The following is a 20,786-nucleotide window of genomic DNA, read 5'->3' as shown; positions in this document are numbered from 1 at the left end:
GGCAAAAGCGCGCGCAGGCCCGGACCGTTCTTTCGGTCGCCCGCGCTCCCGGGCGGCTCAGCGGTTGGCCACCGCCTGCTTCACCAGTGTCCTGCCGAAGTCCCACATCAGCCCGCCGCCGCCGTGCGCGTCGTCCATCACGGCGGTGAAGGCGTCGACGAACCGGTCCACCTCCCGCTCGCCGACGATCAACGGCGGGATCAGCTTGATGACCTCCAGATGGTCACCGGAGACCTGGGTGAGGATCCGGTGCCGTTGCAGCAGCGGCACCACCACCATCTGCGCGAAGAGTCCCTTGCGGGCCGCCTGGAGCATGGCCCACCGGCTGCGCAGCTTCAGCGACCTGGGCTTTCCGAACTCGATGCCGATCATCAGGCCCCGGCCGCGGACGTCGGCCAGCAGCTCGTACTTGTCGACGAGGGCCGCCAGCCGGGACCTGAGCAGGTCGCCGGTGGCCCGCGCGTTGGCCACGATCTGCTCGTTCTCCAGCACGGACAGCACCGCGAGCCCGGCCGCCATGGCCTGCGCGTTGGACCCGAAGCTCGCCGAGTGCACGAGCACCCGGTCCATCGACGAGTAGACCTTCTTGAAGATCCAGTCCTTGCCGAGCGTGGCACCGACCGGCACATAGCCCCCGGACAGCGCCTTGGCCACGCACACCAGGTCCGGCTCCACGCCGTCCTCGTGCTGGTAGGCGTAGAAGTCGCCGGTCCGGCCGAGACCCGTCTGCACCTCGTCCGCGATCAGCAGTGCCTTGTGCCGGTGCAGCAGCTCCTGCGCGGCACGCAGATAGCCGGGCGGCGCCTCGTGCACCCCCTTGCCCTGGATCGGCTCGACGATGAGGGCGGCGACGTCTCCCTTGCTCAGCTCACCGGCCAGAGCGTCGAGATCGCCGAGCGGGACCGCCGTGTCGGCCAGCAGGGGCGCGAACCCGTCCCGGAACCCGGACTCGCCGTTCACCGACAGCGAGCCCGTGGTGAGCCCGTGGAAGGCGTGGTCGCAGTACAGGACCCTCGGCCGACCGGTGGCGTACCGGGCGAACTTCAGCGCCGTCTCCACCGCCTCGGTGCCGCTGTTGCCGAAGAACACCCGGTCCAGATGCGGGCTGTGGGCGAGCAGCTTCTCGGCCAGCAGCCCGGGCAGCGGCTGGCAGTCGAAGCGGGTCAGGTCGGCGAGCTGGGCGTCGAGGACGTCGTGCAGCGCCTTGCGGACGACGGGGTGGTGCCGGCCGAGCCCCATCACCCCGAACCCGGCGAGCATGTCCAGGTAGTCGTTGCCGTCCGCGTCCCAGAAGTACGCGCCCTCACCGCGCTCGTAGACCTTGTCGAAGCCGATGGTGTGCAGCATGCGCGGCAGTTGGTGGTTGAGGTATCTGCCGTGCAGCTCGTAGCGCTCGGCTCCGCGCTCGGCCAGGAGGGCGCCGAGGTCGAACTCCGTGGTCATTCAGCTTTCTCCTTGACTGGGCCGGTCACCGGGGCGTCGAGGGACCGGACGTCCCTGGCGGCCAGGCTCGCGCTGATCCGGCCGGCCACCTCGACGGGGGTGAGGCCGATGTCGGCGAGCACCTCGCCGCGCTTGGCGTGCGCGAGGAACTGCTCCGGGATGCCGAACCGCCGTACGGGCACGTCGACGTCGGCGTCGCCCAGGGCCAGCGCCACCGCCGATCCGACGCCGGCGGCACGGCTGTTGTCCTCGACGACGGCCACCAGCCGGTGCTCGGCGGCGAGGCCGGGCAGGGCCGGGTCGACGGGCTTCACCCACCGGGGGTCGACGACCGTGCAGCCGACGCCTCTGGCCTCCAGCAGCTCGGCGGCCTGGAGGCACACCGGCGCCATCACGCCGACGGCCACCAGCAGCACCTCGGCGCGGTCGCCGCGGTGCAGCACGTCCATGCCGCCCACCCGGTCGACGGCCGGCACCTCCGGTCCGACCGACTCCTTCGGGAAGCGGACCAGGGTCGGCGCGTCGTCCACCGCGACCGCCTCCCGCAGCTGCGCGCGCAACTGCTCGGCGTCGCGGGGCGCCGCGATGCGCAGTCCCGGGACGACCTGGAGCACCGACATGTCCCACATGCCGTTGTGGGAGGCCCCGTCCACGCCCGTGACACCGGCCCTGTCCAGCACGAAGGTGACCCCGCAGCGGTGCAGGGCCACGTCCATCAGCAGCTGGTCGAAGGCCCGGTTGAGGAAGGTGGCGTAGACGGCGACGACGGGGTGCAGGCCGCCGGTCGCCAGCCCGGCCGCGCTCACGGTCGCGTGCTGTTCGGCTATGCCGACGTCCCACACGCGGTCCGGGAAGCGCTCGGCGAACCCGGCGAGCCCCACCGGATGCAGCATCGCCGCGGTGATCGCCACCACGTCGTCGCGTTCCTCGCCGATCCGCACGATCTCCTCGCCGAAGACGGACGTCCAGGACGGGCCGCCGGCGGGCGCGAGCGGCACGCAGGTGTGAGGGTCCATCGCACCCACGGTGTGGAAGTGGTCCTCCTCGTGCGCGAGGGCGGGCTCGTACCCGCGGCCCTTCTCGGTCAGGCAGTGCACCAGCACCGGCCCGTGGAAGCGCTTGGCCCGCCGCAGCGCGGACTCGACGGCCTTGATGTCGTGCCCGTCGATGGGGCCGACGTACTTCAGGCCGAGGTCCTCGAACATGCCCTGCGGCGCGAAGGCGTCCTTGAAGCCCTTCTTCGCGCCGTGCAGCGACTCGTAGACCGTGTGGCCGACGACCGGCGTGCGCAGCAGCACGTCCTTCCCCCAGGCCAGCACCTTCTCGTAGCCGTCGGTCGTGCGCAGGGCCGCCAGGTGGTTGGCGAGTCCGCCGATGGTCGGCGCGTACGAGCGCTCGTTGTCGTTGACGACGATGATCAGCGGCCGGTCCTTGGCGGCCGCGATGTTGTTCAGCGCCTCCCAGGCCATGCCGCCGGTGAGCGCGCCGTCACCGATGACCGCGACCACATGGCCCTTCTCGCCCTGCACCTGGCGGGCCTTGGCGAGGCCGTCGGCCCAGCCGAGGGCGGTGGAGGCGTGACTGTTCTCGATGACGTCGTGCTCGGACTCCTCACGGGAGGGGTAGCCGGACAGGCCGCCCTTGCCGCGCAGCTTGGAGAAGTCCTGACGCCCGGTCAGAAGCTTGTGCACATAGCTCTGGTGTCCGGTGTCCCACAGGATGCGGTCGACCGGCGACTCGAAGACCCGGTGGAGCGCGACCGTCAGTTCGACCACACCGAGGTTGGGCCCCAGGTGTCCGCCGGTCCTGGCGACCGCGTGCACCAGGAACTCCCTGATCTCTTCGGACAGTTCACCGAGTTCCGCCTCGGACAGCGCCTTCAGGTCGCGTGGTTGCCGGATGTTCTCCAGGATCGTCACGTCGGGCCCCCTTCGGTCCGTGCTGTTCAACTCACGGTGACGGCCGGCTCCCCCGCCGCGACGCCGTCCTGTTCCATCTGCTCGGCGATCTTCATCGCCTCCTCGATGAGGGTCTCCACGATCTTCGACTCGGGGACGGTCTTGACGACCTCGCCCTTCACGAAGATCTGCCCCTTTCCGTTGCCGGAGGCGACCCCCAGATCCGCCTCCCGCGCCTCGCCGGGGCCGTTGACGACGCACCCCATGACGGCGACCCGCAACGGGACCTCCATGCCCGTGAGGCCCGCCGTGACCTCGTCGGCCAGCTTGTAGACATCGACCTGGGCCCGCCCGCAGGACGGACAGGAGACGATCTCCAGCCGTCGCTGCCGGAGGTTCAGGGACTCCAGGATCTGGATGCCGACCTTCACCTCCTCGGCCGGCGGGGCGCTCAGCGACACCCGGATCGTGTCGCCGATGCCCTGCGAGAGCAGCGCGCCGAACGCCACCGCCGACTTGATCGTGCCCTGGAACGCCGGACCCGCCTCGGTCACCCCGAGGTGCAGCGGGTAGTCGCTCTGCGCGGCGAGCTGCCGGTACGCCTCGATCATGACCACCGGGTCGTTGTGCTTGACGGAGATCTTGATGTCCCTGAAGCCGTGCTCCTCGAAGAGCGACGCCTCCCAGAGGGCGGACTCGACGAGGGCCTCGGGAGTCGCCTTGCCGTACTTCTGGAGCAGCCGCCGGTCCAGCGAGCCGGCGTTCACACCGATCCGGATCGGGGTGCCGTGCTCCGCCGCGGCGCGCGCGATCTCCTTGACCTTGTCGTCGAACTGCTTGATGTTGCCGGGGTTCACCCGGACCGCGGCGCAGCCCGCCTCGATCGCGGCGAACACGTACTTCGGCTGGAAGTGGATGTCCGCGATCACCGGGATCTGCGACTTGCGGGCGATGGTCGCGAGGGCGTCCGCGTCGTCCTGCGTGGGGCAGGCGACGCGGACGATCTGGCAGCCGGACGCGGTGAGTTCCGCGATCTGCTGCAAGGTGGCGCCGATGTCCGACGTACGCGTCGTCGTCATCGACTGCACCGACACCGGGGCCCCGCCCCCGACCGCCACCGGTCCGACCTGGATCCGCCGCGACTCGCGTCGCGACGCCACCGGCCGGACCGGCATCCCGGGGACGCCCAGGGAGACGGCGGTCATGCCGTCACTCCCGGTTCCCGTTGACGGTCTCGCGCAGGGCGCGCAGCGACTCCTTCAGCGAGCCCATGGTGGCCAGGACGGCGGTCGGCTCGTAGCCGCAGTGCGCCATGCAGTTGGCGCAGCGCGGGTCCTTGCCCCGGCCGTACTTGTCCCAGTCCGTCTCCTCGATCAGCTCGCGGTACGTCGGCACGTACCCGTCGCTCATCAGGTAGCAGGGCCGCTGCCAGCCGAACAGCGAGTAGTTGGGGATCGCCCACGCCGTGCACGGGAAGTCGGCCTTGCCCTCGAGGAAGTCGAGGAACAGGGGGGAGTGGTTGAGCCGCCAGCGGCGCCGGTTGCCACCCGAGAAGGCCTTCTTGAACAGCTCGCGGGTCTGCTCCACGCCGAGGAAGTGCTCCTGGTCGGGAGCCTTCTCGTAGGCGTAGGCGGGCGAGATCATCATCTCGTCGACCTTGAGGTCGTCGTTGAGGTAGTTGAGCACCTCGATGATGGTCTGCGGGGTGTCGGTGTTGAAGAAGGTCGAGTTGGTGGTCACCCGGAAGCCGCGCCGCTTGGCCTCCTTCATGGCCGCCACGGCCTCGTCGAACACACCTTCCTTGGCCACCGACTCGTCGTGCCGCTCCCGCAGCCCGTCGATGTGCACGGCGAAGGCGAAGTAGGGAGAGGGCGTGAACTTGTCCAGCTTCTTGCGCAGCAGCATGGCGTTGGTGCAGAGGAAGACGTACTTCCTCTTGGCCACCAACTGCCGCACGATCTCGTCGATCTGAGGGTGCATCAGGGGCTCACCACCCGCGATGGACACCATCGGCGCACCGGACTCCAGCACCGCGCCGACGGCCTGGGCGACCGGCATGCGCTGCTTGAGCACTCCCGCCGGGTGCTGGATCTTGCCGCAGCCCTCGCACTTGAGGTTGCAGGCGAAGAGCGGTTCCAGCTCGACGATGAGCGGAAACTTCTCCCGCTTGCGGAGCTTCTGTTCGGCCAGGTATGTAGCGACCTTGATGGACTGGCGCAGTGGCATGGCCATGTGGCTCACCTCCGGGGGAGCAGAACATTACGGTGCCATTCGAAAAAAGCAGGCAGGACCGAGCGAAGGACGCGGAAGGCTGATATTCCACCGCGTACCGTGCCGATCCGGACGAGTTCATGTTCAGGAGCGTCCACGACCACCCGGACGGCCGCAACCGGGCGCGGCTCCGCGCGCACGGCGCTCAGCAGCGTGGCCGCCGACTCCATGTCGAGGGCGATCGCGCCGGTCGCGAGCAGGTCGGCCCGCTCGTGCCCGCGAACGACGTGGTCGGAGCCGGTGAGGGGGCCGGTGTGGACGGTGCGCCCGGGCAGGGTGCGGGCGAGTTCCTTGACGAGCAGCTCGGTGCCGACGCAGGGGACACTGCCCCGCGGGTCGCGGGTCTCCTCGGCGACGACCAGATCACCGGGGTGCATACCGGGGGCGAGGCCGGCGCAGAAGCCCGTGGCCAGCACGGCCGCCCCGGCGAACACCGGGTCGGCCAGGACGCGGGAGACGGAACGCTCCGCCGCCTTCGGCCCCATGCCCGTCCGCAGGACGGTGACCGGCCCGTCGGCTCCGCCGCGGTCGCCCATGCGCAGGGCGAGGTGCTCGATGCCGAGGGCGCAGGCGATCAGCAGCGGCGACGGGACGGACTGCGTGCTCATCAGCCCCCCTTGGCCTCGGTGGTAGCCGCGTGCGTGGCGGGCTGCTTGCTGAACGGCTCTCCGTGGACGTACCGGCCGAGCGCGGTCAGCGGGAAGACCTGCCGGTAGAGGTGGTAGTTGATCGAGAAGTCCCAGGGGAAGCCGGTGCCGGTGAAGTAGGGCTCGTCCCAGGAGCCGTCCTCCAACTGGGTCTGCGCCAGCCAGGCGACGCCCCGCTCGACGGCCTTGGAGTCCCTCTCCCCGGCCGCCAGCAGCGCCATCAGCGCCCAGGCCGTCTGGGAGGCCGTCGAGGCGCCGCGGGCGCTCCAGCGGGCGGCGTCCTGGTAGGAGCGCAGGTCCTCGCCCCAGCCGCCGTCGTCGTTCTGCACCCGCTCCAGCCAGGAGACCGCCCGCCGGATCGCGGGGTGCTGCGCGGGCAGGCCCGCCGCGGTCAGGGCCGGCACCACCGACCCCGTGCCGTAGACGTAGTTGACGCCCCAGCGCCCGAACCACGAGCCTTCCGGCTCCTGTTCGGCCAGCAGCCACTCGATGCCGCGCCGGGTGCGCGGGTCGTGCGAGAGCCCCTCGACCGCCAGCATCTCGACGACGTGCGCGGTGACGTCGGCGGACGGCGGGTCGATGACCTCGCCGAAGTCGCAGAAGGGCATCCGGTTGGGGAACGGGCTGGTGTTGTCGACGTCGAAGGCACCCCAGCCCCCGTTCTTCGACTGCATCCCGAGGTTCCAGCGCACCCCGCGGGCGATGGCCCGGTCCATCCGCTCCGGGTCGTGGTGCTTGACCCGGCGCAGCGCGAGGACGACCTCGGCGGTGTCGTCGATGTCGGGGTAGTTGTCGTTGTGGAACTCGAACGCCCAGCCGCCCGGCGGCAGTTGGGGCCTGCTCACCGACCAGTCACCCGGTCGGACGACCTGTTCGCCGAGCATCCAGTCGGCGGCCTTGACCAGTTGCGGATGGTCGGCGGGAAGTCCCGCGTCGGCGAGCGCGATGGTGGCCAGGCAGGTGTCCCACACCGGCGACTGGCAGGCCTCGATCATCCGCGCGCCGTCCTCGCGCCACACGGCGTACCGGTCCAGCGACTCGATGCCCGCCCGCATCACCGGGTGCTGGAGGTCGTAGCCGAGCAGGTGCAGGGCGATCACCGAGTACACGGCCGGCGGCTGGATGCCGCCCCAGGCGCCGTCGTTCTCCTGCCGTTCGATGATCCAGCGGGCGGCGGCGTTCAGGGCCGCGCCGCGCAGCCTGCGCACCGCGACCGACCGGTAGCCGCGCACCACCTTGTCGAGCCGCTGGAAGAGTCCGTCCCAGCTGTTCACCGGGGCGAGGGGCTTGGCCGGGTTGGGATCCGCGGGATCGGCGTGCAGCTCGTCGAGCGGGAAAGGCGCCGGACGCACCGGGCGCTTCGCCGACACCACGGTGAGCGGCACGATCGTCTGCCGCGCCCAGCAGCCGAAGTTGTAGATGCTCAGCGGGAACCATTTGGGGAAGAACAAGAGCTCAGGCGGGAGTTCGGGCAGGTCCTCCCACTTCCACCAGCCGAACAGGGCCAGCCAGATCCGGGTGAAGACCCGGGCGGAGGCGATGCCCCCCTGCTCGCGGATCCACCCGGAGGCCCGGCGCATGTGGGGCGCCTCGGGGGCGTCGCCCGCCAGCCGCAGGGCGACGTACGCCTCGACGGTGGCGGAGAGGTCGGGCGGACCGCCGTAGAAGGTGGCCCACGTACCGTCCTCGCGCTGCTCGCCCCGGACGAAGAGCGCGGCGGCCCGGGTCGTTGCCTCGTCGCGGATGCCCAGGAACTGACGGAGCAGCAGGTCCTCGGCGTCCATCGTGACGTTCGTCTCGAGGTCGCCCTTCCACCAGCCCTCGGCGTCCTGCCCGGCGAGCAGGAAGTCGGTGGCGCGTTGCATCGCGCGGGTGGCGGCTTCTTGTACCCCGGCCGCCACGGGGATGGTGATGTCGGTTTCGCTGGCCGCGGCAGCGCGGGGCGGCAGAGCCCCGGTGCTTCCGTCGGTCGTCGCTGTCATGGCTTCCCCTTCGTGCAGTGTGCATGGCTTTGCGTCTGCTGTGGGTCCGCCGTCGGCCGGTGCTCTCTCCTCGCACACCGGCCGGCGACTACGCGAGGGCTATTCGACCGATAGGGATCATCTCTTTCGTACGACGACGAAGTCGGCGAGCGCCGTGAACCGGTCCCGCACCTGCTCGGACATGTCCACGGCGTTCAGGGCGTCCAGGGCGACGGCGTGCTGGCGGCGCGCCTCTCCAGCGGTCCAGTCACGGCCGCCCGCCTCCTCGATCAGGGCGGCGCGGGCCGCGAACTCCCCCTCGGAGAAGGTCTCGAAGTCGCTGCTCTTGGCGTCGGCGGCGAGGATCTCGCCGAGCCGCTCGGAGGCGGAACCGCCCGCCGCGAGCGCGGCGACCACCGGCAGGGACTTCTTGCGCTGGCGCAGATCGCTCCAGGTCTGCTTGCCGGTGGCCTCCGGGTCGCCCCAGATGCCGAGCAGGTCGTCCACGGCCTGGAAGGCCAGGCCGAGGTGGTAGCCGTACTTCTCCAGGGCGTCGGCGGTGTGCTGGTCCGCCCCGCCGAGCACGGCGCCGATGGAACTGGCACAGGCCAGCAGGGCACCGGTCTTGTTGCCCTCCATCTCCAGGCACTCCTCGACGCTGACCCGGTCGCGGTGCTCGTAGGAGATGTCCTGGGCCTGGCCGTCGATGAGGGCACGGGTGGCGACGGTCAGGCGGTGGGTCGCCCGGGCCGCCTCGACCGTGCCGAGTTCGAGGAGGATCTCGCCCGCGAGGGCGAACAGGGCGTCGCCGACCAGGATGGCCTGGGCGGGGCCGTGCACCTTCCAGACGGTGTCGCGGTGCCTGCGCTGCTCGTCGCCGTCCATCAGGTCGTCGTGCAGGAGCGAGAAGTTGTGGACCAGCTCGACGGCGACCGCGCCGGGGACACCGACCTCGGGAGCGGCCCCCGTGACCTCGGCGGAGAGCACGGCGAGGGCCGGCCGCACGGCCTTGCCGCCGTCGCCGTCGGTCGGGTTGCCGTGGGCGTCGATCCAGCCGAAGTGGTAGGCGGCGACCGTGTCCATGGGCGGTGCCAGACGGTCGACGGCCGCCCGCAGCACCGGTGTGGCCAGGGTGCGGCCGCGCTCCAGGAGCGCGGTCACGTCCACCGCGGTCCTCCGAGCGGCCGGCGTGGCCGGGGGCACAGTGGGCACGTTTTCTCCTCTTGTTGCGGTGCTGGAGAGGGTGCGGGGGTGTGCCGAGCCGTGCTGATCGAGCATCAGGCCGCCTCCTCGAACTCGAAGAGGCGGCGGGGGCGGGGCCGGCCGAGGGTGCTCAGCGCGGCGTCCGCCGCGCTCACACCGCTGCGGACCGCACTCTCCATGGTCGCGGGCCACCCTGTGGCGGTCCACGCTCCGGCCAGGTACAGGCCGGGAACTCTGGTGCGGGCGCCGGGCCGAAGGCGCCCGACGCCGGGGGTGGGGGCGAACGTCGCCGTGCGCTCCCGGGTCACGAAGAAGTCCCGCACCCCGGCGCCGCGCGTGGTCGGCAGCAGCCGTTCCAGCTCGGGCAGATAGCGCTCGCGCAGCGCGGCCACGGGTTCGTCGATCTCGTCCTGCGCCGCGGACTGGGACAGGGCGAGGTACTGGCCCTCGCGCAGCCCGGAGGCGGCGGTGCGGTCGAAGACCCACTGCACGGGCGTGCCGAGCGCCGCGAAGAAGGGCTTGTCGAGCACCTTGCGGTCGTAGACGACGTGCACGTTGAGGATGGGCGCGGTGCCGATCTCCAGCAGCCGCTCGGCGTCGTCGAGCGCCCCGTCGGGGAGCAGGTCGTACGCCTCGCGCTGCGGTACGGCGAGGACGACCGTGTCCGCGCGGAGCGTCTCGCCGGGAACCTGAACGCTCCACGTCCCGTTCCCGTCAGGAGAGAGGGAGGTGACGCGTGTACGGACCTCGGTACGCACGCCCGCGGAGTCGAGCGCCTTGCGGGCGAGCCGGTCGTGCAGTTCACCCAGCGGGACATGCGCCCAGCCGATGTCGGCGGCGCCCGGGTCGGACAGCAGACCGGTCTTGAACACCATCGCGGCGAGCGCCAGCGAGGAGTCGCCCGCGACCGCGTTGAGGGTGGCGACCCCGACCAGGTCCCAGAGGGCCTCGACGGCGCGTGCCGACTGACCGTGCGCGGTGAGCCAACTGCCGAAGTCCTGTGCGTCCAGCCGTGGATCGGCGAGGTCGAGCCCCTTGAGCGCGAGCGCGGCACGGCCCACTCTGGCGCGTTCGGCGAGCGAGAGGTGCGGATACGTGGCGAGGCTGCGCCCCAGATGCAGGGGTACGGGCAGCGCGTCGCGTCGCAGCCTGCCGAGCCGCCGTCCCTCGGGTCTGGCCACGTCGACGACGGGCACGTCGAGACGATCCTGCAAGGGCGCCAGCGCGCTGCCCTCGATGCGCTCGAGGAACCAGCGGTAGGCGGTGCAGCAGCGCAGGTACACGTGCTGTCCGTTGTCCACGGTCAGTTCGCCGCGCCGGAAGGAGAAGGCCAGGCCGCCGAGCCGGGGGCGGCCTTCGAGCAGGGTGACGCGTACGCCCGCGTCGGCGAGCGCGAGCGCGGCGGTCACCCCGGCGAGCCCTCCCCCGACGACGACGGCGGTGCGCCCCGAAGGGCCGGACGCTTCCACGGCGTCCGCGAGTTGCTCGTCGTTCATCCTGCACCCTCCCGTGCGGACCGGCCATGGTGTTTGAACTCTGCACCGCTGGCCGTCGCAGTCAGGGACGCCGCGCCGCACCGGAGGGTTGCGTGCCGCTTTTCGCCGGTGGAATCACCTTGGCCCACTTTGTCACCGGTCGCGTCCATCAGGGGTGCCTCCTGACGGTCCGCCGCGACACATGCCGGGCGTCCAGGCCCGACAGCCCGCGTACGGCCACGAAGGCCTTCTCCCGTCCGGGCAGCGAGACCCGGCCGCGCAGCACGGCCTCGGGGTCGCGCTCGATGCGGTCGAGGAGACGGCGGTAGATGCCCGCCATGGCGGCGACACAGGCGCCGCTGCGGCGGTCGAGCAGGGGAAGCAACCGGTAGCCCTCGGCGAAGAGGGTGCGGGCCCGCCGCACCTCGAAGTGCACGAGACCCGCGAAGTCGGATCCCTCCGGCGGCTTCGGCCCGTCGAACCCGGCCGAGCAGCCGAACTTCGCGAGGTCGTCGGCGGGCAGATAGGTGCGGCCGCCCTCGGCGTCCTCGCGGACGTCTCTGAGGATGTTCGTGAGCTGGAGCGCGAGCCCGAGCGTGTCGGCATACTCCGGCGCGCGCTCGGCGCCTCGCGCCCCCGGTTCGGTGCCGAACACGCCGAGCGAGAGGCGTCCGATGGCGCCCGCCACACAGCGGCAGTACACCTTCAGGTCGTCCCAGGTCTCGTAGGTCTCGCCGCGCACGTCCATCAGGACGCCGTCGATCAGCTCGTCCAGGCCGCGCAGCGGGACGGGGAAGACCCGGGCCGTGTGCGCGAGGGCGACCGCGACGGGGTCGGTGTCGTCCTCCTCGACCTCGCCCGCGCGGACCCGGGCGAGCAGCGCCCGGGTCTCCTCGAGCCTGGCGCTCTTGACCTCGCCGCCCAGTGCGCCGTCGCCGATGTCGTCGACACGGCGCGAGAAGGCGTACAGCGCCGACATCGCGCGGCGCTTGGGCGTGGGCAGCAGCCGGATGCCGTACGCGAAGTTACGGGCCTGCTGCCCGGTGACGGTCTCGCAGTAGCTGTAGGCGGCGAGTACCGGCGCGGACACGTGCGGTGACGGCTCCACGGCCCGGATCACCCCTCTCCTCGCAGGGTCACGCCCACCTCGCGCAGCAGCCGGAGCCTGCCGGGCTTGGGCGGGCCGGGAAGTACGTCGTACTCGGCGGCGGCGATCGCCTTGATCGCCGCGCTTCCCCCCGCCACGAAACCCGCGAGCAACAGCCTCAGCCTGCCGTGAACGCTACCCACCAGGGGGGCGCCTTCATTCAGCAGATCGCGGGCGCGTTGCGCTTCGTACGCGACCAGCGCGCGCACCGACGCGCCCGCGGTGTTCGTGGCCAGATCCGATTCCTTGACGTGAAAGCGCTTCATGTCCGCGGCGGGCAGATAGACACGGTCGCGGCCGAGGTCCTCGGACACGTCCTGGAGATGCTCGACGATCTGCAGCGCGGTGCAGATCGCGTCGGAGCGGCGGATCCGCTCGGGGGTGGCGGCGCCGGTGACGGCGAGGACCAGCCGGCCCACGGGATTGGCCGACAGCTCGCAGTAGGCGAGGAGGTCGTCGTAGGTCTCGTAGCGCGTGACGAGCTGGTCCTGCCGGTTGGCGGCGATCAGGCCGAGAAAGGGCTCGGGGCCGAGCGAGCGACGGCGGACGGTCGGCTGGAGACGGCGCAGCAGGGGGTGCCGGGGCGGGCCGTCGGATCCGTCGAAGACACGACGCAGATCGGCCTCGAAGGCGTCCAGCAGGGCGAGGCGGTCCTCGGCGGCGGTGGCCGACACGCCGAGCAGCCGGGCGTCCGCGCCGCCGGGGGCGAGGTCGCCGTCACCGATGTCGTCGACGAGCCGGGCGAAGCCGTACACGGCCATCAGGTCGTCGCGCCAGGCCCTGGGCAGGAAGAAGGGGGCCACCGGGAAGTTCTCGTCCGCGGCCTTGTCGAGCGTGCCGCGCTCCGGGTCGCCGATGCGTGGCGCGGCGGGTGCCGTCATCGTCGACCGCCCGGGGCGGGGACGGCACGGCTCGCGTCGATCTGGGGAGTTTCCGTAGCCATCGCCGTCACATCTCCCGTTCTACACTGCCGACCTAATACACACTATTTCGGACACGCCGCCGAGCCGCCCGCGCAGCGTCCCCGACGGCGGGCACTGCACGTTTTCGCCCCACTTGGCGCGATTCGGGGGCCGGTCCAGCTTACGTTGTACAACGCAGCACGGTTCGCGGGGGTGTCCGGGACATCACAACAACACACCGATTGGCGTCAAGATTCCTAGGCCGACCCGGAGTTGACGTTTCCTTTGCAGACGCAGGGCCCCGCCGGACAGTTCCGGCGGGGCCCTGGCCGAATCACGCTACTTGCCCGAGAACTTCTCGTATTCCCTCATGACCTCTTCGGTCGGGCCGTCCAGCCGTAGTTCGCCACGCTCCAGCCACAGCACGCGGTCACAGGTGTCCCTGATCGACTTGTTGCTGTGGCTCACCAGGAACACCGTGCCGGCGTGCTCGCGCAGCTCCCGGATGCGTTCCTCGGAGCGCCCCCGGAACTTCGCGTCGCCGGTGGCCAGGGCCTCGTCGATCATCAGGACGTCGTGGTCCTTGGCGGCGGCGATGGAGAAGCGCAGCCGGGCCTGCATGCCAGAGGAGTAGGTGCGCATCGGCAGGGTGATGAAGTCGCCCTTCTCGTTGATGCCGGAGAAGTCGACGATCTCCTGGTAGCGCTCCTTGATCTGCTCGCGGGACATGCCCATGGCGAGCCCGCCGAGCGTGACGTTGCGCTCGCCGGTGAGGTCGTTCATCAGGGCGGCGTTGACGCCGAGCAGCGAGGGCTGGCCGTCGGTGTAGACCTTGCCGCTCTCCGGCGGCAGCAGACCGGCGATGGCGCGCAGCAGCGTGGACTTGCCGGAGCCGTTGGAGCCGATCAGGCCGATGGCCTCGCCGCGGTGGGCGACGAAGGAGACGCCGCGCACGGCGTGCACCTTGCGCACGCCGCGTGCCGTGTCGTCGGAACCGCGCTTGACGATGCGGCTGAGCGCCGCGGTGGCGCTGCCCTTGCCGGACTTGGCGCCGTTGACGCGGTAGACGATGTGGACCTCGTCGGCGATGACGGTCGGGATCCGTTGTCCCGCGAGCGGCTCAACCACGGCCGTACCTCTCCTCCGCCTGCCAGAAGTACACGAAGCCGCCGACGGCGACGAGGACGGCCCAACCGCCCGCGACCGCCCAGACGTGCGCGGGAAGGTTCTCGGCGCCGTACTCCTCGATGAGCGCGAAGCGCATCAGGTCCATGTAGATGGCCGCCGGGTTCCACTGCAGGATGTTGGCCACCCACTGCGGCTTGTCCGCGAGGAAGACGGGGATGGAGAACATCACGCCGGACGCGTACATCCACGTCCGCATCACGAACGGCATCAGCTGCGCCAGGTCCGGGGTCTTCGCGCCGGCCCGGGCGAAGATCAGCGCCAGACCGGAGTTGAAGCAGAACTGGAGGACGAGCACCGGGACGATCAGCGTCCAGGAGGCGTCCGGGTAGCTGCCGAAGCCGATCACGACCAGGAACAGCACCAGCATCGAGTACAGCAGTTGCTGAAGCTGCTGCAGGGCGAACGAGATCGGCAGTGAGGCACGCGGGAAGTGCAGGGCGCGGACCAGGCCGAGGTTGCCCGAGATCGCCCGGACGCCGGTCATCACCGAGCTCTGCGTGAAGGTGAACACGAAGACGCCCGTGACGAGGAAGGGGATGTACACCTCCTTCGACATCCCCCGGCCGGCGTTGAGGAGCAGGCCGAAGATCATGAAGTACACGGCCGCGTTCAGCAGCGGCGTGGCCACCTGCCACAGCTGGCCGAGTTTGGCCTGGCTGTACTGGGAGGCCAGTTTCGCCCGGGAGAACGCCATGATGAAGTGCCGGCGCCCCCAGAGCTGCCGGACGTACTCCCGCAGCGCAGGCCGGGCGCCGCTCACGGCCAGCCCGTACTTGGCGGCCAGCTGTGCCGCCGTGAGGCCCTCGTCGGGCGACGGAGGCGCGGTCACCACGACTCCGACGTCATGCGTTGTCTCACTCACAGGTAGGAAACTTTCGTCTTCGGGATGCGCAGCCTTGACGAGGCCTGCATGAGCCGGGGGGCCCGCGGTACGGCCCGGGGTGCCCTCAGGGACGAGCTTGTCAGATCACCGGGGGCCGGCCCAGTCGGGTCAGCCGCCACACCGTACGCCACTTCATGGGCCTACGAGGTCCGCACGGAGTGCTCCAGCCTTCCCGGAAACCGCCGAACCACGCCTTCAGCGCGGACCCCGAGGGGCGGCGCGCCAGGGTGAGCAGCAGCCAGACCCCGAGATAGACGGGGACCAGCGGAGCGGGAAGGTTGCGCCGGGCCAGCCAGACCCGGTTGCGGGCGACCATGCGGTGGTACACCGCGTGCCGCGAGGGCGCGGTCGTCGGGTGGTACAGCACCATGTCGGACCGGTAGTCGATCATCCAGCCCGCGTCGAGGGCCCGCCATGCCAGGTCGGTCTCCTCGTGGGCGTAGAAGAACTCGTCCGGGAGTCCGCCCACCTCCGCGAAGACCTTCGTGCGCACGGCGTTGGCGCCCCCGAGGAACGTGGTGACCCGGGAGGAGCGCATCGGGTCCGAGGCGCGCAGCCGGGGCACGTGGCGGCGCTGGGTGACCCCGGTCTCCGGGTCGGCGATCCGGAAGCTCACGATGCCCAGCTTCGGATCGGCGTCGAAGGCCCGGCGGCACAGCTCGGCCGTGTCGTGGTGGGCCAGGAGACCGTCGTCGTCCAGGAACAGCAGGACGTCGACGTCCCGGCCGCTGGGTCCGAAGGCCTCGATGCCGACGTTGCGGCCGCCGGGGATACCAAGGTTCTCGGGCAGCTCGATCGTCCTGACGCCCTCGGGGACGTCCGGGACGGGCGAGCCGTTGCCGACCACGACCACCTCGACCCGGTCGCCGTCCTGCTTGGCGATCGAGTCCAGCAGTGCTCTCAGCTCGTCGGGGCGGTTGCCCATGGTGATGACGACCGCGCCGACCTTCCCGGGCGCTCTCACTTCAGCCTGCTCGACGCGAGGATGGACACCAGGTGCAGCAGGGTCTGGAGCAGCGCGATGCCGGCCAGCACGGCCACGCCGAGCCGGGAGAAGAACAGGTCGTCGCGCACCTGGTCGACGACCGCCAGCACCAGGATCAGCAGGGACGCCTCGATGCCGAGGATCAGCCGGTGGAACTGGAGCGCCGAGGCGGCCCGGCGGGCCAGTGCCATCCCGGAGGAGCGCGGCTCGGACGCCGACTCCTTGACCGGCGGCAGACCGCCCTGGTGCCGGGCGACGCCGACGAGGTCGGTCTCCGCCTTGATCAGGATCGCGCCGAGCGCGGCCAGTGTGCCGAGGAAGGCCCAGAGCCAGTCGATGCGTCCGGTGCCCCACGGGTCGGCGGCACGCAGGCCGAAGCCGACCAGCACGGCGGCGTCGGTGAGATACGCCCCGACCCGGTCCAGATAGACCCCGCCCAGCGAGTACTGCTTCTTCCAGCGGGCGATCTCGCCGTCCACGCAGTCCAGCAGCAGGTACATCTGGACGCACACCACGCCGAGCACGGCGCCCGTGATCCCCGGCACCAGCAGGGCCGGGGCGGCGAGCACGCCGAAGACGGTCATCAGGTACGTGAGCTGGTTGGGCGTGACCCTGGTGTTGACCAGGTAGCGGTCGACCCGCAGGGACACCTCACGCATGTAGAGGCGTCCCATCCAGTGCTCACCGCTGCGCCGGTCCTTCACCCCCGGAGGGTGGACGACCGGTCTGAGTTCAGCTACCGATGGCCTTGACATAGTCGGCGTAGATGTCCTTGATCTGTTCGGTCTTGAGGTCGAGGTGTTCGAGGATCGTGTAGCGGCCGGGCCGGGTCTCGGGAGCGAACTCCACGGCACGGACGAACTCGTCCACCGTGAAGCCGATCTCCTGCGGCAGGACCGGAAGGCCGTGGCGGCGCAGCACCTGGGCCATGTAGGCCGACTCCTCGTGCGCTCCGCGCAGGTACATCGCGAAGGTCGCGCCGAGTCCGCACTGCTCGCCGTGGGCGGCCGCCCGCTTGGGGAAGAGCAGGTCGAAGGCGTGGTTGATCTCGTGGCACGCGCCGGAGGACGGGCGGGAGTCGCCCGACACCGACATCGCGATGCCGCTGAGCACCAGCGCCTCGGCCAGCACCTGGAGGAAGTCGGTGTCCCCGATGCCGCCCGGGTGGCGCAGCACCGCCTCGCCGGCCTGCCGGGCGATCGCGGCGGCGAGGCCGTCGATCTTCTCGCCCTTGATCCGGTTGGCGAGCTCCCAGTCCGCGATGGCGGAGATGTTGGAGACGGCGTCCCCGATGCCGGCCCGCACATAGCGGACCGGCGCCTCGCGGATGACGTCCAGGTCGATCACGACGGCGATCGGGGTCGGGACCCCGTAGGAACCGCGGCCGGCGTCGTTGTCGAGGGTGGCGACCGGGGAGCACAGGCCGTCGTGGGCGAGGTTCGTCGGGACGGCGACCAGGGACAGGCCGACCCGTGCCGCGGCGAACTTGGCACAGTCGATGATCTTGCCGCCGCCGAGGCCCACGACCGCGTCGTAGTGGCCGGCTCTTATGTCGCTCGCCAGCCGCACGGCGTCGTCGAGCGTTCCGCCTCCGACCTCGTACCAGGTGGCGCCGGGCAGGGCCGGGGTGAGGCGCTCACGCAGCCGGGCGCCCGAGCCGCCGCTGACGGCGATCGCGAGCTTGCCCGAGTGCGAGATGCGCTCGTCGGCGAGGACCCCGACCAGGTCGTCGAGGGCACCCGGGCGGATGTCCACGACGACCGGTGAGGGGATCAGCCGGGTCAGTACTGGCACGCGATCTCCCGTCCACGGGCGAGATCGTCGTGGTTGTCGATCTCGACCCACGCGACGTCACCGATCGGGGCCACGTCGATGCGGAAGCCGCCGTCGACGAGCTCCTGGTAGCCGTGCTCGTAGAACTGCTGGGGGTCGCTCTCCCACACGGTCTTGAGCGCCTCGGCCAGTGCGGGGGCCGCGTCGCCCTCGATGAGGGTGACGCCGATGTACTCGCCGGTGGCGTCGGCCGGGTCCATCAGCTTGGTGATCCGCCGGACGCCCAGGTCGGGGTCGACGACGACCTTCATCTCCTCGTCGGCGAGGGACTTCACGGTGTCGAGCGCGAGGATGATCTGCCTGCCCTCGCCGCGGGCGGCGAGCAGCGTGTGCTCGACGGACACCGGGTGGACGGTGTCGCCGTTGGCGAGGATGACCCCGTCCTTGAGGGCGTCACGGCCGCACCACAGGGAGTAGGCGTTGTTCCACTCCTCGGCCTTGTCGTTGTCGATGAGGGTGAGCTTGAGGCCGTACTTCGCCTCCAGCGCCGCCTTGCGCTCGTACACGGCCTCCTTGCGGTAGCCGACGATGACCGCGACCTCGGTCAGACCGATCTCGGCGAAGTTGCCGAGCGTCAGGTCCAGGACCGTGGGCTCGCCCTCTATGCCCGCGGGCCCCACCGGCACCAGCGCCTTGGGCAGGCTGTCGGTGTAGGGGCGCAGACGCCGTCCGGCGCCGGCCGCCAGCACGAGGCCGATCATGCGGGTTCTCCTTCATCGTGTACGGACGGGGCGCCTGCCCGGTGGGCGGCGACCCAGAAGCGGATGCTCTCGAGGAGCACCACGACGGCGACGACCACGGCGAGGACCGTGAGCGCGACCGTGAACTGCGAGGCGGTGAGCAGCACGGCCAGCACGACGACGAGCAGTGTGCGCCCGTCCTGCCCCCCGATGGCGCGCACCAGCCAGGCCGGCGGCGCTCCGGCGTTGCCGCGGATGCGGTACACCGTGTCGTAGTGATGGTAGGCGACGGCGGCAACCAGCCCGAAAGCCGCGGGAAGCGCTCCGTTCACGTCGGCCTTGGCCGCGAGGATGAGGACGGTGCAGTACTCCCCGGCCCGGAAGAGCGGCGGGACCAGCCAGTCGAGGGCGCCCTTGAGGGGGCGGGCGACGGCGTCGGCGGAGAGCAGGACGTACAGGACGGCGGCCAGCAGGAGCGAGAAGCCCGGGCCGTCGAGCGAGGCCGCGAGCACCAGCAGGAGAACGCCGACGACCGCAGCGAGCGGGGCCGGAACGCGGATGCCCGCGGGGAGCGTGCGGGCCAGAAGTTCGGTGAGCGGTCCGCTGTCCGCGAGGTCCGCCAGTGCCTGCGCCGCCCGGTCCGTCCGCCTGGCCTTGCGGGTCAGCGAGCGCAGGACCCGGCCCGCCGTGGTGTAGGTCGCCGCGAACGCGCACCCGACGAGCAGCGCGTAGAAGGTGATGCGGGGGGTGGTGGCAGCGGTGAGAACGGCGATCATGGCCCATCGTTCGCCGATGGGCAGGACTATCATCCGCCGCACCCAGACCGTCCAGCCGACGCTGTCGAGCTTGTCGGAGAGGGCGGCGGTGGGGCTGGTGTTGGCGGTGGCGTCGTGGTTGGCCTCGTTGAAGGAGAAGTCCACGACGTGCCGGCAGGTCTGGAGGACCATCGCGCCCAGTGCCAGGGCCCACACGTCGTCGCCGCCCCGGGCCGCGCCGAGCGCGAGACCCGCGTAGTAGGCGTACTCCTTGGCGCGGTCGAAGGTGGCGTCGAGCCAGGCGCCGAGCGTGGAGTACTGCAAGGAGTAGCGGGCGAGCTGGCCGTCGGTGCAGTCCAGCACGAAGGACGCGATCAGCAGCACGCCGGCCGCGACGAACCCGCCCCGGGTGCCGGTGGCCGCGCAGGCCGCCGCGATCAGTGCGGTGATCAGCGAGGCGGTGGTGACCTGGTTGGGGGTGAGGCCGCGGCGGGCGCACCAGCGGGCGATGTAGCGCGAGTACGGGCTGATGCAGTACGTGGTGAAGAAGCCGTCGCGCGCCTTCACGGCGGACTTCAGGCGGACGGCCTCGTCGTCGACGGCGGCGACGGCCTGTCGTGCCTCGTTGCGGGCCTGCGGGTCGGCCGGGACCTCCGCGACCAGACTGCCCAGTTCGGGGCGGTGCACGTCGACGCCGTCGGCGTCGAGGGCGGCGACGACCCGGTCGGCGACGCTGTCGATGCTGTCGACGTCTCCCACGCTCGACCTCGCCCGCGCGGGGGCACCCCCGTGGGTGGTTCCGGCGCTCGCCGAGTTCTCCCTGGCCATCGCGCGGGTCAGGGCCTGCCGACCGGCCGGCTGGGCGGTCACCGCGCCCGGGATCGCGCCGAGCGGGAAGCGGGGGTCGGTGAGGCCGAGACGCAGCGCGTGCTCGTGACCCACGAAGCGGGCGTCCACGACGGCGACACGCTGGTCACCGGGGACGGCGGCGAGGAGGGCCTCGGCGTCACCGGCGTCGGAGGCGGTCCGGACGTCGAAGCCGAGGGACCGCAGATCGCCCTCGATCGACGATCCGGGGACCGGCGAGCCGGTGAGGATGGCGGTCGACAACCGAACTCACTCCCTGGGTCCGGCGCGTTCACGCCGGTCATGTACACGATGGAGGCGCCCCTGGGCCGCACCGGCGACTTCACCAGTGGCCGCACCAGGCGGGCGGCATGTCGGCAGAGGCTATCGGATGCCGGGAACGCCGTGTTCACCGCCCGTTCAGGCACGATCGACGCAGTCCGGCAGCACGGCTCGGACTCGGCTTGAACCGGCCTTTGCCGAGATCATCATCGGTGATCGGCGGCCCGGGCGACAAACCGCGCCCCCAAGAGCCGACATCCAGGACATTGTCCACCGGGCCGGGGCGTCCGTACCGGTCGGGACGGGACCTTCCGTCGTGACATGACTCATCACGGCCGGAACGGATACACCGCGGACTTCGGGGCATCGGGGGCACAGGGCGCATCC

18 protein-coding genes are annotated in these 20,786 nt (G+C 71.1%); all 18 read right to left on the bottom strand.

The window, feature by feature from the left end; all coding sequences use genetic code 11:
• Window positions 1-57: 57 nt before the first annotated feature.
• Entirely contained in the window at window positions 58-1,443 is a 1,386-nt protein-coding gene (locus tag OG736_RS36445) for an aspartate aminotransferase family protein (RefSeq protein ID WP_327186203.1), read from the bottom strand.
• Complete coding sequence (dxs, locus tag OG736_RS36440; RefSeq protein ID WP_327186202.1) at window positions 1,440-3,362, bottom strand: 1-deoxy-D-xylulose-5-phosphate synthase; 1,923 nt, start codon at window positions 3,360-3,362, stop codon at window positions 1,440-1,442. The genes OG736_RS36445 and dxs overlap by 4 nt, the downstream gene beginning before the upstream one ends.
• Before the next feature lie 26 nt (window positions 3,363-3,388).
• Window positions 3,389-4,546, bottom strand: coding sequence for a flavodoxin-dependent (E)-4-hydroxy-3-methylbut-2-enyl-diphosphate synthase (ispG, locus tag OG736_RS36435; RefSeq protein WP_327186201.1), 1,158 nt, complete (start codon window positions 4,544-4,546; stop codon window positions 3,389-3,391).
• 4 nt (window positions 4,547-4,550) lie between these two features.
• A complete protein-coding gene (gene hpnH, locus OG736_RS36430; protein WP_310432799.1) occupies window positions 4,551-5,573 on the bottom strand; it encodes an adenosyl-hopene transferase HpnH in 1,023 nt (340 codons plus the stop codon).
• A 5-nt stretch (window positions 5,574-5,578) separates the two neighbouring features.
• Entirely contained in the window at window positions 5,579-6,220 is a 642-nt protein-coding gene (locus tag OG736_RS36425) for a phosphorylase family protein (protein WP_327186200.1), read from the bottom strand.
• On the bottom strand, window positions 6,220-8,241 hold the full coding sequence (shc, locus tag OG736_RS36420) for a squalene--hopene cyclase (RefSeq protein WP_327186199.1): 2,022 nt from the start codon (window positions 8,239-8,241) through the stop codon (window positions 6,220-6,222). Before shc ends, OG736_RS36425 begins: the two co-directional genes overlap by 1 nt.
• A gap of 117 nt (window positions 8,242-8,358) precedes the next feature.
• Window positions 8,359-9,387: a polyprenyl synthetase family protein gene (locus OG736_RS36415; RefSeq protein WP_327187810.1), complete on the bottom strand. Its 1,029-nt coding sequence runs from the start codon at window positions 9,385-9,387 to the stop codon at window positions 8,359-8,361.
• Between the two features lie 110 nt (window positions 9,388-9,497).
• A complete protein-coding gene (gene hpnE / locus OG736_RS36410; RefSeq protein WP_327186198.1) occupies window positions 9,498-10,919 on the bottom strand; it encodes a hydroxysqualene dehydroxylase HpnE in 1,422 nt (473 codons plus the stop codon).
• Window positions 10,916-11,068 carry a DUF6380 family protein gene (locus OG736_RS47350; protein WP_353962401.1) on the bottom strand — a complete coding sequence of 51 codons (153 nt, stop codon included), beginning with the start codon at window positions 11,066-11,068 and terminating at the stop codon, window positions 10,916-10,918. Before OG736_RS47350 ends, hpnE begins: the two co-directional genes overlap by 4 nt.
• Window positions 11,068-12,018, bottom strand: coding sequence for a presqualene diphosphate synthase HpnD (gene hpnD / locus OG736_RS36405; RefSeq protein ID WP_327186197.1), 951 nt, complete (start codon window positions 12,016-12,018; stop codon window positions 11,068-11,070). Before hpnD ends, OG736_RS47350 begins: the two co-directional genes overlap by 1 nt.
• Entirely contained in the window at window positions 12,015-12,926 is a 912-nt protein-coding gene (hpnC, locus tag OG736_RS36400) for a squalene synthase HpnC (protein ID WP_327186196.1), read from the bottom strand. Before hpnC ends, hpnD begins: the two co-directional genes overlap by 4 nt.
• Window positions 12,927-13,286: 360 nt before the next feature.
• Complete coding sequence (locus OG736_RS36395) at window positions 13,287-14,075, bottom strand: ABC transporter ATP-binding protein (RefSeq protein WP_327186195.1); 789 nt, start codon at window positions 14,073-14,075, stop codon at window positions 13,287-13,289.
• On the bottom strand, window positions 14,068-14,997 hold the full coding sequence (locus OG736_RS36390; protein ID WP_327186194.1) for an ABC transporter permease: 930 nt from the start codon (window positions 14,995-14,997) through the stop codon (window positions 14,068-14,070). Before OG736_RS36390 ends, OG736_RS36395 begins: the two co-directional genes overlap by 8 nt.
• 100 nt (window positions 14,998-15,097) lie before the next feature.
• Window positions 15,098-15,943: a glycosyltransferase family 2 protein gene (locus OG736_RS36385; protein WP_199920311.1), complete on the bottom strand. Its 846-nt coding sequence runs from the start codon at window positions 15,941-15,943 to the stop codon at window positions 15,098-15,100.
• Between the two features lie 35 nt (window positions 15,944-15,978).
• Window positions 15,979-16,758 (bottom strand): CDP-alcohol phosphatidyltransferase family protein, encoded by a 780-nt coding sequence (locus OG736_RS36380; RefSeq protein WP_078615685.1) that lies wholly within the window; start codon window positions 16,756-16,758, stop codon window positions 15,979-15,981.
• Window positions 16,736-17,797 carry an iron-containing alcohol dehydrogenase family protein gene (locus tag OG736_RS36375; RefSeq protein ID WP_171400705.1) on the bottom strand — a complete coding sequence of 354 codons (1,062 nt, stop codon included), beginning with the start codon at window positions 17,795-17,797 and terminating at the stop codon, window positions 16,736-16,738. Before OG736_RS36375 ends, OG736_RS36380 begins: the two co-directional genes overlap by 23 nt.
• Complete coding sequence (locus OG736_RS36370; RefSeq protein WP_020129460.1) at window positions 17,785-18,537, bottom strand: phosphocholine cytidylyltransferase family protein; 753 nt, start codon at window positions 18,535-18,537, stop codon at window positions 17,785-17,787. Before OG736_RS36370 ends, OG736_RS36375 begins: the two co-directional genes overlap by 13 nt.
• The gene (locus OG736_RS36365) at window positions 18,534-20,381 is read right to left on the bottom strand and encodes a DUF5941 domain-containing protein (RefSeq protein ID WP_327186192.1); all 1,848 of its coding nucleotides are present in this window, start codon (window positions 20,379-20,381) and stop codon (window positions 18,534-18,536) included. The genes OG736_RS36370 and OG736_RS36365 overlap by 4 nt, the downstream gene beginning before the upstream one ends.
• Window positions 20,382-20,786: the final 405 nt, after the last annotated feature.

Origin of the sequence: Streptomyces sp. NBC_01334 (assembly GCF_035983595.1) — a bacterium.
Lineage (GTDB): Bacteria > Actinomycetota > Actinomycetes > Streptomycetales > Streptomycetaceae > Streptomyces > Streptomyces coriariae.
This window is presented reverse-complemented; position numbering and strand designations above follow the sequence as displayed.